The 12374-nt window shown below is 57.1% G+C and carries 9 protein-coding genes and 4 pseudogenes; 5 read left to right on the top strand and 8 right to left on the bottom strand.

Annotation, left to right across the window (positions count from 1 at the left end):
* Positions 1-76 precede the first annotated feature (76 nt).
* From KIP88_RS43940 to KIP88_RS43930, 3 genes and pseudogenes are all read right to left on the bottom strand, one after another.
* Positions 77-184 (bottom strand): annotated as a pseudogene (locus KIP88_RS43940) (transposase); the annotation flags it as partial.
* A 1125-nt stretch (positions 185-1309) separates the two neighbouring features.
* Entirely contained in the window at positions 1310-2653 is a 1344-nt protein-coding gene (locus KIP88_RS43935; RefSeq protein WP_308163808.1) for an ISNCY family transposase, read from the bottom strand.
* Between the two features lie 77 nt (positions 2654-2730).
* Positions 2731-3495, bottom strand: a complete 765-nt coding sequence (locus tag KIP88_RS43930; protein WP_214494272.1) for an isocitrate lyase/phosphoenolpyruvate mutase family protein — start codon at positions 3493-3495, stop codon at positions 2731-2733.
* Positions 3496-4716: 1221 nt separating this feature from the next.
* Here KIP88_RS43930 and KIP88_RS43925 point away from each other — a divergent pair.
* From KIP88_RS43925 to KIP88_RS43910, 4 genes and pseudogenes are all read left to right on the top strand, one after another.
* Positions 4717-5140 (top strand): annotated as a pseudogene (locus KIP88_RS43925) (electron transfer flavoprotein subunit alpha/FixB family protein); the annotation flags it as partial.
* A gap of 344 nt (positions 5141-5484) precedes the next feature.
* Positions 5485-5682 (top strand): hypothetical protein, encoded by a 198-nt coding sequence (locus KIP88_RS43920; RefSeq protein WP_308163806.1) that lies wholly within the window; start codon positions 5485-5487, stop codon positions 5680-5682.
* A gap of 244 nt (positions 5683-5926) precedes the next feature.
* Complete coding sequence (locus KIP88_RS43915) at positions 5927-6688, top strand: LuxR family transcriptional regulator (RefSeq protein WP_214494269.1); 762 nt, start codon at positions 5927-5929, stop codon at positions 6686-6688.
* Positions 6689-6954: 266 nt separating this feature from the next.
* Positions 6955-7622 (top strand): annotated as a pseudogene (locus tag KIP88_RS43910) (cytochrome-c peroxidase); the annotation flags it as partial.
* Positions 7623-8232: 610 nt separating this feature from the next.
* Here the strand turns inward: KIP88_RS43910 and KIP88_RS43905 are convergent.
* The 5 genes and pseudogenes from KIP88_RS43905 to KIP88_RS43890 form a co-directional block, all read right to left on the bottom strand.
* On the bottom strand, positions 8233-8925 hold the full coding sequence (locus KIP88_RS43905) for an outer membrane protein (RefSeq protein ID WP_057903015.1): 693 nt from the start codon (positions 8923-8925) through the stop codon (positions 8233-8235).
* A 719-nt stretch (positions 8926-9644) separates the two neighbouring features.
* Complete coding sequence (locus KIP88_RS43900; protein WP_283848589.1) at positions 9645-10379, bottom strand: nucleotidyl transferase AbiEii/AbiGii toxin family protein; 735 nt, start codon at positions 10377-10379, stop codon at positions 9645-9647.
* Between the two features lie 10 nt (positions 10380-10389).
* Positions 10390-10485, bottom strand: a pseudogene (locus KIP88_RS48070) (nucleotidyl transferase AbiEii/AbiGii toxin family protein); the annotation flags it as partial.
* A 96-nt stretch (positions 10486-10581) separates the two neighbouring features.
* Positions 10582-11145 (bottom strand): hypothetical protein, encoded by a 564-nt coding sequence (locus KIP88_RS43895; protein ID WP_249791510.1) that lies wholly within the window; start codon positions 11143-11145, stop codon positions 10582-10584.
* A 482-nt stretch (positions 11146-11627) separates the two neighbouring features.
* Positions 11628-11873, bottom strand: coding sequence for a hypothetical protein (locus tag KIP88_RS43890; RefSeq protein WP_214494268.1), 246 nt, complete (start codon positions 11871-11873; stop codon positions 11628-11630).
* 29 nt (positions 11874-11902) lie between these two features.
* Between KIP88_RS43890 and KIP88_RS48870 the strand changes: the two genes are divergently transcribed.
* Positions 11903-11986 (top strand): hypothetical protein, encoded by an 84-nt coding sequence (locus KIP88_RS48870; RefSeq protein WP_374226602.1) that lies wholly within the window; start codon positions 11903-11905, stop codon positions 11984-11986.
* Positions 11987-12374 lie beyond the last annotated feature (388 nt).

Here is a 12374-nt window from a genome sequence, read left to right as displayed (position 1 = left end):
GTCGCGATCGCCCGGAATGGGTGGTCGCGATCAATCGGAACGCCTGGTCGCAATCAATCGGTACAGCCGGTCGTGATCAATCGGAACGCCCGGTCGCGATCGCTCGGTACGCGCACTTGGAGAAGGCGTTCTCGATCGGATTGAAGTCGGGGCTGTAGGCCGGGAGATAGAGGAGCTTTGCGCCAGGCCCAGCGAGTTCGCCCTCGAACCCGTAGAACAACCAAATCGGGGCGTGGACAAAAAATCGTGGATCAGGATCCGCGGTCGTTGTTGTAAGAGTGCGAGCCTTAGGTCTTCCGCACTAAACGGAATAACACCGCATCCCAGGTGACCGTCAGCCGAATAGCTGTCACAGAACCCGGCCAGGACAGCACTTCCGTCGTAACGCTGGCAGCAAGCTGAGGTGAGCCTCAATGCGCTTCAATCGCGAAAGCCACCGGTCGCGTTCGTCTTTTGCGGACTGAAAATTGATCCAGCGATCGAGCGCGACTAAGGCGCCGACCACCTCCTCCTTGCCGACCTTCATTGACCGGCCGAATGCCTGGTGAGGCGCTCCATTCCATCAGATCGCCTTGCAAAGCCGCTCTTTGCCAAGGACGATCGCAGTGGATTGCGGCGCAACAGCTGGTCGCAATCAATGCAATATCAGCGCAATCGACAATCGAACATCAAAGACATAGGACGATGTACGTCGCCCCATGTTTTCGACATCCGGATTGGACTGACATGCAAGACGGCAAGGACGAGAATGTGGTCGTCAACGACGTCGAAGATCCTTGCTCCGGACAGGCGGATGGAAAACGATGATTACCGGCTAAAAGTAGGGCTATGTCGGAATGCCGATGAAACGGCCACCTGGTGACCCAGAGACGTTGAAGTGGCTTAGCCGAACAGCGCCAGTACGAGAATTGTGCCCGGAATAATGGACAGTGGCGAGCCATTTGTCAGAAAGCCCAGGAGACGGAAATATGGCTGCCTTTCGGGGGAGACGGCGCTTTGTGGAAAGCGCAAGCCCTGTGGCCGTGATCATGTGCGGGAGACGGCATTGGTTCGGATAGGTCTTCAGATCTCGACACTTCAAATTCTATGTTCTTGCCTCCTAGACTAGTTTCTGTCGCGAAACGGCTGAACTTAGGGGTTCCGATCCAAGTTATGCCGATAGATTGGGCACAAGTGACGGAGAATGCCGGGATCGGCAAGCTCGTAACGGGCGATTTTTTCGGTGCGGTCGGAGTTGCGCGCTGTTTGTCAACTTGGGACGTGCTGAGCCGTGGCCACTTTGAGTGACCGAGGCGGGCCGTCGTGTCGATCAAGCAGCTTTTCGCTTGCGTGACGGTCGCGCCAGCAGTGCTGCGATCCTCATGAGATTGTTGGCGAGCACAGCGGCGCCGACCCACAGCTCGAAGCGGTCAGCTCCCTCGGCGAGGCAGCGCTTCATGCCGCGGCCTCGAAACAGTACGGAGATGCGTCCCTCGATGCCGGCACGAAAGCGCTGACCATCCTTGAAGACCGCGCTCTTCTCGTATGCCTCCCGTCGTGCCGTCCTCTCGCCGCCGCGCTGAGGAATGCACACCACTTTCACACCGGCGTGCTTGCACGAGGTGAGGTTCTGCTCGCTGAAGAAGCCACGATCCGAGCCATACAGCTGCGGGGCTTGGCCAAAGGCCTGTCTGTGACGCTGAAGGGAAGATGCCACGTGCATCTCATCAGGCGGGTTGCCCTTCAGCACCTCGTATTGCGTGATCAGCCCCTGCGCGCTTTCGGCGAGGAAGACCTTGTGGCCGAACTCGACAGGCGTGCGCACCTTGCCGCGCTTGATCAGGTCGGTATGGGGCTCGAAGATGGAATAGATCTTCTCGTCGGTGGCGACCTGCTCACCACGGAGCACACGACGACGTGCCTGATCGATGACGCGATCTCCCAGCCGGCAGAAGTGCGCGATCTGTCTGCGCAGCTCCTCGATCGCCATGTCGGCGAACATGTCCTTGCCGCGCATCGTGCGGGTCTTCTCCAGCCCCGCGCGCGCGTTTCCGACGACCTCCTCGGCGATATCGATGAGCACCCGGTATGTCCGGGTCTGCTGCTCGTGACGCTGCCTCGTCGTCATGCGCTGGATCTCATACATCCGCCGCCGCGCCGAACGTGTGCGGTCGCGAAACCCCTTGATTCGTCGCAGTTCCAGCGCTTTGGCCAGACGGCGGACCAAGCGTGTAACGACGCGGACCACATCCCACAACAAAGTGTTGTCGGTCGGATGATGAATGTCAGTCTGCACCACCGTGGTGTCGACCCGCAGCTTCGCACCGTCCTCCAGTCCGAGCTCGACCGCCGCCTGAACGACCAAGTCGTTGACCGCTTTCAGCGTTTGCGGAGTCAGACGGACGAAACCGCGCTGGAAGGCGTCGTGCTTCGGCACAGGCAGACAATAGAAGTCGGTGAACTGGCGCAGTGTGCATCCGTCGGCAATCCGCTCGCGCAATTCGCGATAGTTCCAGTTCTTGACCCGCATCAGAACCAACGAGCGCAACACCTGTTGTGGCGTCAGGCCGTTGCGACCGGTCTCGGCCTTCTTCAAACCCCGCGTCAGATCGCGGCGGACCTGCTCGATCATGTCCTTCTGGTCGTCCAGAAAATCGGAAATGGTCTGCAGCACCGGCTCAAGACACAGGCCCTGGCGTACCAGCTCAAAATCGGCAAAACTGACCTGCCGCTCCGCTGTCCGAGACACGCTCAGCCCTCATCACTCTTTTTGGCACACGAATAGTCGCCGAACCACGAATTTTCAAAGAGCGAACGCCTTCGGTCCTGCCGTGTGGGCTTCACTGTGGAGATGCTGGCATCCCGATATTTAGAGACCGGTGTTCGATAGTATTTCGTTGGAACGATTACGACAGGCAGACAGTTCTGCCAGGTACTCGCAAACGAGAGGATCTCGTCCGCGGTGCTCTTGCGCGAGTGAATGAGGATCGCGTCGGCTCCCGCGGCCGCGTAAGCGCTAGCGCGTAAAATTGCCTCGTCCATTCCATGGCCGGCGATCAGCGCTTCGATCCGGGCCACGAGGACCAAGTCGTCCGCGACTGTATCTTTCACTGCCCGCAGCCGGCCGGAAAATTCGTCGATATCGGCTAGAGGATGCCGATCGCCAACAAACGAGTTCATCTTCGGAAAACAGCTGTCCTCCAGCGCAATCCCGGCAGCGCCACGCTGACGGAGTTTGCGCGCCAAGAGGCGCGCATTGTTGAAATTCCCGAAGCCGCCATCGCCATCAACGAGCACGGGCAGCTCCGTCGAGTCCACGATGCGCTCGACTACGTCGACGAGTTGGTTCCATGACGCTTCGTTGGCATCGCGGTAGCCGAGAGAGCAGGCAATTGACAGGCCCGACGCCCATAGACCTTTAAAGCCTGCCTGCTTGGCGATCGCGCCGGAGAGCGCATCATGAGCTTCCATGAGGAAGGAGAGCTCGCGGTTGCAGCAAATCTCAGCGCGCAGCATTTCTGCAAGTGAGGAGTCAGCGCATCGATCAGGGCCGTTAGCGAGAAAAGATTGTGATTGATCTTGCATGCCACTCCTTGCAGGTGCCTTCGACCGGCCGGACATTCAGGGCGTGCTTCGCCCAGTTCTTGATCGAGGCAAGCCACTCGGGAAATCCCGCAGCCAACCGTAATGCTTCTGTCATCTCGATCAATTGCTAGCGTTGGTAGTTGACTGGGCCGCAACGTGTTCCAAGTCGCAATAGGATGCCGCGCGAGTCGGGGCTAAAGTCCTAACAATCACGAGAGAAATCAAAGCGCACCCGTTCGACAATCGGCAAGCCTCATCAGCTCAGCACTCCTTACGCTGCTCGAGGTCGAGTACGATCCGACATCTCGACCTGCTCCTGGCGATGCGAAGTGTTGTCCAAGGCGAATGGGGCAAGGGTTTTGGTCCTCGTGAACCGCGGCCGCTCACCTTGTGGTACGCGACCCGCTCTCACCGCAGATGAGGGGAGAACGTGTCCCGTCTTAGGCCGCGCTCTTCTTGATCTACATCAACTAATGTCGCGGCTGCTGCAAACGGCGATGTCGCATTTCCGACCATGTCGCAATTGCGTCGATCGCCTATCGTTCCCAATCGATCGCAAATTCTCTCAAGCATTGTCTCCACGCCTGATTCTCGCGAGCGATGCAACTGGTACGAACCTTGCTGTTCTCATTCCAGGTTCTCGGAAATTGTGGAGTACCGCATGCACGGTATCGTCTGCAGCAAGCAGGTTTCCAACTTCGCTCAGATCCGCGTGCGCCCGGTGGCCAACAACTCCATGCGCCACCGGGAGGCCGGGCATAATCAACATCTAAGATCTGTTCGCGCTGCGAGCAGTGCCGGAGCTAAGCGACGAGTGCGGCGGCGAGATAACCGTGCTCATCGATGGCCGCCGAGCCCTACGCAAGGCACTGACCTTCGGCGCCGACCACATCGTGCGGTCATTACCCGCGTATTCGTCAGGACGGCACACTGGCGAGCAGCTATGCGTTGGCGACCGCATCCGCAAGACTGGGAGGGAGTATGGCCCGGTTGATGTCACCTTCAGTGACAAGCAAACAATCGACGGCGACACCGCAAAGGTCGAGCCCGGCATTACCAAGCGGCCCGGCCTGCTGGAGCTCACCTATGTCGCCAGAACGGGGGCCCCGGATCTCAGCGCACCCACCATCAAGGCGGAGCAGCACTCCATTAGTGCCGGACTGCGATTCCGCAAACGTCAATCTCGCGTCTGCCGATGTCGTGGTCGCCGAGGGTCTTGGGCTCCGATCGGCCGAAAATTTTCAAATGGTGCGTCAGCGCGCGGCTGTCCTCAGTGCCGAATATGGCTGCTCAGGTCCGCTGGCGCAGAAGGGCTGGGTCACCTCCGCCCGGCAGATCGGTCACACCGGCAAGATCATGCGGCCAAAGCTCTTTATCGCGGCCGGCATTTCCGGCGCGATCCAGCATCGGGTCGGCGTCAAGGGCGCAGCCCTGATCGTCGCCATTAGCATCGAGAAGAACGCGCCGATCTTCGAATTCGCCCATAGTGGCAGTGACGCGAACCGGCTGCTGGCGGCGCCGATGCCGCCTTCGTGCGCGTCTGCGGCCGCATTCGTGCGTTCAGATCGCGAGCTAGAGGAGGCTGTCACGATCGAGGTAAGGTTCGACGCCATCGTGGTCGGCTCCGGGATAGCCGGCATGCCTCCGCGTTACCTATGGCCAAGTTCGACATGAAGGCGCTGCGGCTGCGAATATTCGCCCGCGCCCAGTGCCGCTGCACGATCCGGAAAAGTGGCCACCGGTTTTCGAAGGAGATCATGCATAAACAAGAGAGACTGAAGCCTTGCGCTCTAATCGTGGATACCAACTGCGGAGACTGAAACATGAATGTCGAGCCCTCAGTGTGCCTCGAAGAGAAGCTGTTCTACAACCGCAATCACATCGATCTCGCTCGTTCCCATATCGGGGTGCGCGCGCACAATGCCGTTGCCGCAGCTTCTTTCGCTCGTGAAAGCCGGTCCCGCGCTTTGCTTCGAGCCGAAAGCCAAGTGCGACGTGGAGATCGCCCTCGACGGCTTCATCGAATGCGATACCCACCGCTTCGTTGGCGAGCCCTCTGGCGACAGAACGTGGAGCTACCAGTACCACGGTTATGGTGTGCTGTTCGAGCTTAAGTGAGAGAGGCGCTCCACCCCCGCTGCTTGATTGGCGTGCCCACGGTTTCGATTGACCTGTCCCTTCTGGGCGCCTGCTGGGAGAGGTCAACGAATTTGGGAATAGCATTTGCCGCAGCGCGCGAGTGTTCAGGCTGGATGAAGAGCGGAGCAAGGGCTTCGCTGAGCGGAATAAAACTAGATTCCGCTTAAAACACTCAATCGAACGGCGCAATAGCGGCCTCTTGGCTGCCCTCGTGAGTCGCCACATGGACTTATTCAGCTTCATCGAATGCGCGAAGCAAACGCGCTCTATTAAAGCGCTGTTCGATCTTCTTGTGAGCTGTGCGAGCGAGGAGGGCTTCAGTGAAGTCGCTTATGGAGCACTCACCTTCGCGGAACCGCCTCGTCTACCGGAGTATCTACCGCCCTCGGTGACCGTGAACTTCCCGCCTGACTGGTGCCACCGTTATTTTGAACGTAACTACCGTGTCATCGACCCGGTGGTCCGGCGGACACCAATGCTTCCGGGGCCGTTTCTCTGGGACGAACTCGCCAAGCAATATCAACTGCAATCCGGCGAGCAGCGCGTACTGGACGAGGCCAGAGAGGCAGGTCTGAAGCACGGTATGAGCGTGCCATTGTTTGGGGCATTTGGCCGAGTATCTGTGGTATCCTTTGCATCTCCGTTCGACGACGCCGATCCTCAGTATCGTATGAGTCACCTCAACACACTGGCCTGGCACTTTCATACCGCGTTTGCGGAGATCGTGCGGCCCTCGGATAGCAGCTGCGACAGGAAACTTACCCTGACTAAGCGCGAAAAAGAGTGCCTGCGCTGGGTGGCAGAGGGAAAATCGTCTTGGGAAATTGGGAAGATCCTGAAGGTCAGCGATAATACAGTCAATTTTCATATTAAGAACGTGATGCGCAAGTTGGGTACGACGAACCGCACCCAGGCCATCGTAAAAGCGATTCGCCTCAATCTCATTGAATTCTCGGCGGCGCCAGCGCTGGCAACTGGTAACTGACCTGAGCGTGTGGCGTCCGCTCGCAGGATTCTCATGGCATGACGATCTAATCTCGTTGGGAATAGCAGCGAGTTGGATGCTGCATCGGTATAATCACAAAAGGCCTGCGCCGGTCGCCCACGAATCGGCCGCCGCTAGTTCGTGGCTTTCGCGTTTCGGACACCGCACGTTTCTGTCAGGTTCAAGACACCTAACATTCTCCGCTGAGTCGCAGTTGCTTTGAAGGCTAAATCAGCAGCTTAGCTCTTGCGAGCGCCACTGGCACGGCGGTTGCTAGTAGACCCGTGCAGGCGCGTGTCGAAATGAACGCGACCCCAGATCATGTGCTCAATACGTTGAATTCGATGAGTGACTATGTGGTCATGTTCAAGAAGGCGTTCCCGAACGAGGCGTCGCCGGTCATCTTTGACAACTTCGCGAAGGCGATCGAGGCCTTTGAAGCGACTCTGATTACACCCGCTGCTCCTTTCGATCAGTACCTTGAAGGCGATACGACTGCTCTCAATGATCAGCAGAAGGCAGGATTGAAGCTCTTCATGCAAACGGGGTGCTCCTCTTGTCACAACGGAATCAACGTCGGTGGACAGGATTACTTCCCGTTCGGCGTGATCGAAAGGCCGGGCGCAACCCTGCTTCCGGCCTCCGACAAGGGCCGATACGCGGTCACCAAGGCGGCCAGCGACGAATACGTTTTCCGCGCCGCGCCGTTGCGCAACGTCGCGTTGCGGACCCCATACTTCCATTCAGGCCAGGTTTGGAGCCTTAAGCAAGCGGTTGGCGTGATGGGTGAAACCCAGCTCGGCATCGAGCTTAGCGATAAGGAAAAGAACGATATTGTTGCGTTTCTTCGCTGACTGGGCAGCTGCCTAAGATTGAGTATCCGAAATTGCCCACGCGTACCGACGCGACGCCGCCGCCCTCTTTAGGCAGATAGTATGCTTCTTCCACCGTAGCGGGCATTGCGCGTTCTTTGAAAGGAACGCGGCGCAGGCATTCGGGCGTCTGCGATGCATGAATCGCAAAGGCGGAGCAGGATGGGAGCAGGACACGAAACCAAGTGCCCGATCAGCTGCCCGATGAAAGCGCAGCTATGACAAGCGTCTGATAGCACCAAGTCCAGAAGACCAAAAAGGGTGACGCTGACCTGGCTGTTGATGTAGGCAAACAGTGGCTCGGGTTGGGCCTGAATCGTCAACAGACACAAACGGGTTTCTCTTGCCGTGTATCCGCGCGTTGAGCCCAAGGTCAAGGGGGAATGACAATTGAACCAAGCGTTCTGCACAACCGGCGGCCGCAGAATACCCAGACGTCGAGCACAAGTAGTACCATACTCTTAGCAATCTGATCGTGTGAGCGGGCTGAAAGCCGATCCGGCGCTTCCAAACGTGAGATGCGTAAGCTGAACAGTGCGTTGCGGACCGCAGAATGGAAGTAGGTCTGGGGTCGAATGTCCGCGGAAGTACGTTCCGCGGCAGATGAATAGCTCGAAAAAAGCCCCGGCCCGAGGGCCGGGGCTTTCGATCCGCCGTTTGAACGCGAAGAGATCAGTATTTGAGAACCGGCGGGCTAAACTTGTAATTGAGCCGCAGGGTCAGGAGATCGAAATCCTGACGGATGCGATCGGTCGCGACCACACCAGCGGCCGTGGTGAAGCTCACGTTGGCGTCCGGCATGAACAGGTGGTCGTACTCGACGCCGACCGACCAGTTCGGCGCAAAGCCGACTTCCACACCCGCGCCGACCGCGGCGCCCAAACGCGTATTGTCGGTGCTCGCCAGCTGCGCGCCGGTCAGGGTTGAGGTGACCTGATGGGTGTTGCTCGTCACCGCAGCACCGCCCTTGGCGTAAAGCAGAACGTTGTTGGAGGTGTAGCCGATCAGGCCGGTGATCAGGCCGAACGCGTCGGTCGTGCTGCGGTTAGTATTGAGGGGGAAGATGGTGCTGACATTGGAGCCGCTGAAATCAGCCCAGTTGCCCTGACCTTCGATACCAAACACCGCCTGGCCCATCTGCTGGCGATAGCCGATCTGGCCACCCACGGTGCTACCAGTTGCATCGCTGAAGCCCCAACCGCCGTTGATACCGATGTACAAACCGCTCCAGTCGTAGATCGCGGCCGCGACCTGCGGCGGTGGCGGCGCCATATAGACGGGCTGCGCAGCGAGATCCGCGCCGAATGCGGGTGCGGCCGCGCTAAGCGCGACGATGCTGCAAGTCACAAGCAACAAGTTCTTCATTTCCAGTTTCTTTCCTTTAGATGGCCCCCGGGCCGCGCGCGTCTTAGCAACGTCATCGGGAATTGCTGTAACGACAGCGCAACACTCACTCGAAAGAAAGAGCTTGAAACTCACGCTGCGTCAGGTTGTAGGCTTGGAAATCATGACCAAATGTGCACAGCCCAAGGCGTTGATCGCGTATGGGAGAGATGCGCGTCAATGCCAACATTGGAGTGAAGGGTGTTCGAATCGAAGCTCGCTGATAAAGGGGCGCGCGTGGGCGAGAGCAGCGACGAACTGTATCGGATCGTCTGGCTGAGTGTTGTTCCCCAGAAGGGCGCATCCCCTCGGAGCCTCGCTTGATTAAACAGCAGAGGCAACGCCGACCATCGATTTCATTCACGCACGCCTATGGGCCCTGAAGCAGGTGTCACTTACGACTGCGCCGAAGCGACCGCTGGACCAGCTACATCTCGCTGATTTGATCAATCGTGCGGTCTCAAATGGTGTGATCGACGCGGGAACCGAGCACCAAGCGGGCCTTGCGATGGATGCGCGGAACCTCATTCATCCCGGTAGAGCACTGCGCTCGGGCGAAGCATGTAGTAAAGCTACAGCATTAGCTGCACTGGCTTCGGTCTATCGCCTCATTGAACAGTTGAAAAAGCTGGTACCGTAAATCAACTCTCGCCTTGAGTTCATGCGACAAGCCGAACCGTCTCTTTTGATTGATTTCCCGCCTAAAGCTTATCGATCCACTCCTGGATCTCAGTCTTTATTTCTTCGAAACTGGGTGGGTCATCATAATAGAGAGCGCGACTGCGGTCATAAGCGTTCGCATACAGGGCCGTCGTTTCGGCGTCGCTCAGAAGAAAAGCTTCGTTCTCAGCGATGTTCTGATTGTCGCCCTGACGAAATCGCTTTTGTTTGTGCTGCTTGTATTCTTCCGTGCCGATGAATTCCTGAACCTCCGGACGTTGGAGCAGTTCGTAGACATCATAGTAGTGCCGCATGAACCCGACCGGATCGCCGACATCGGATTGCTGATTGCGAAACTTGGTCGAGATCGTCTGCAGCTTTTCCACGAATGTGTAGCTAGGATCATAGCAAGGCACCGCGTTGGCGCGGTTATCGATGATGTCGACGTTGCTGGCGACGGCCCGGTCATAAAGCCAGGAACTGATATCCTCGGGTGTGTTTGGCGCGACCTTGTCAAAGCCGGCCTCGAGCAGGGCGCCGTCCCTCAGCCCTTCCATCGGTTCAGCGATGCTCGTGTAAATCAGACGGATTCCTGCGTTCCGATAATCGGGCACATCATCAAACGCGGTATCGCGCTCCACCTTCGTGATGCCGTCGATCTTGATCGTTTGGGCCAGCCAGTCGAAGAAGTCCTTTCTGGATTGAATATGCGGCGGCTTGTTGTGGTTCTTGCCGGTCTTCACATCCCGGTCGGCCGGAGGTTCGATGAATATCAATGTCCTCCGAAAACCGATTGATGATCTGATGTCCTTTCGAAAGGGAAGTTCCACCCTTCAGCTGGAATGTGAAGCCGAGCTGCTGCAGCCCGTAGAGGCAATGCATGATCCAGTAGTCCTTTTCGACGAGAGCTGGATCAATGCCCTTCCTTCCGCCACAATCCGGATCAGGTCAGCAAACTGAGGATGATTGTGGAGGAAATCACGCCGCATGCAATTCGCTCGCCCTTAGCGCACGCTCGAAGAATTTCTTTGTTCGCTCGTTCCCATACTCGCGGACGGCGCGACGCAAGCGCCGCCGGTCGGACGACGCGGCGCGTTGCATTACCCGCTTGAGAACCTCGTCCTTGGCTTCCGCGAGCTGATCAACGTTGTTGACGAGGTCAACAAGGAGAAATTCCTTTGTAAGCGACTTTGGAAAGCGCGGCTTCACGCGAAACGCAAACTTGCGGCTGCCTAACTGAAACTCCCCGTGGCGTTTGTGGTTGTAGACGACGGTCTTGTCGTAAAGCTGCGTCGTGCCCACTCCCAGACTGTTGTAGGCATTCGGCGAAGCCAGGAGAAATGTATCGTCCTTGAGAAAAGCGCTTACGACTTCCTTGTCAGCAGCGGGAGCCGGCCCAAGCACCGTTTCCTTCGGATAGGCGTAGAGCCCGCCCGAAAGCTTCTTGAGGGTACCGCTCTCAACCAGCTGCTTGAGATGCCGATCGACAGAGGTCGACCAGCGCGCCAGATCCGCGCGCCGATAGGCTTGGCCAGGCTTCAAGTGCCTTTTGAGGGTATCGAGCTTCTGAGGGTATCGAGCTTCGTCATAGCCTGGAGTATAAGTCAAAACTGACCATTCTGCAAGTTTTCTCATTTAAAATTCATGCAATGGTGTCATATCGTACTGATTCGCTAATGATTTTACGAATGTCTGATACTCTGTCATGTGAATGCGAAGAGCAGGCGTGTTTCGGGTGAGCTGCGGTCTTGACAGCATGTTCGTGTTTTCTTCATATACGCCAAGTGCGAGCGTTGACGAAACCTTCCATCTTCTGGTTGCAGTATTGCGCAATGATTATTGAGAATTTGCAAGTTAGCCGCATCTCGATTCACGGGTTTTTGAGACGGACGTTGATCGCAAACGCAAGCAGCCTTCCTATGCTGGCGCTCGTCTCGAAACGCTCTCGCAAACCATCCCGGGCGGTGTGGTGCTTGTCTTTGATGGCACGGTAGGGCCCGGAAACCGAAAATATGTCGGGGTGATCAAAGCTGAGAAGCGCCGCGTAACCGGACGACCTCAAAGGCCTGATTGAGATGAACACGCGCACGAAAAATCCTAAGCACGAAGCTCAAAAGATTCTTAGAGAGCTGGATATCTCGCGCGCGCCTGTACTTGTCCAAAAGATGGCGCACCATCTTGGCGCGCAGCTCCGCTTCTCCCCTCTCGATGATGAAATCTCGGGTACGATCTCCATAAAGAACGACACTTCGATCATTGGAGTAATTCACTAAATCATCCAAATCGGCAGCGGTTCACGATTGCACATGAATGCGGCCACTTGTGCTCCACAAAATCTTCCTCAATCAGAAAATCCATGTCGATAAGCAATTTCCCATTCTGAGAAGAGACAATCGATCGAAGGACGGGGACGAACGCTATAGAACCAAATCAGTTTGCCCCCGAAATTGCGAGGCCAGCAGACCTTGTTGACAGAGCTATCGATCGTCTTTCAAGGAATGGCATTATTGATATCGACGATGCAACGCTCATTGCGCAAGAATTTAAAATGAGCGAAGACCATGAAGATACGCGTAGGGAACCTATTTTCTGCGCTCTAGGCGGTGCAGGTGCTTCGGCCATTGTCGCCAATCTCAACAGCTGAGCGCGATCCATCACGGCCACTTCGGGCTTGCCTTCGCGGCGTCGTCAGGCTCCGATTCATTGGGAAGGATCGGTTCTTCACCGAAAGGACGGTTGATGATGTTCAGCGCATCATTCGCGGCGTAGAC

Origin of the sequence: Bradyrhizobium sp. SRL28, from assembly GCF_018596315.1 — a bacterium.
GTDB lineage: Bacteria > Pseudomonadota > Alphaproteobacteria > Rhizobiales > Xanthobacteraceae > Bradyrhizobium.
This window is presented reverse-complemented; position numbering and strand designations above follow the sequence as displayed.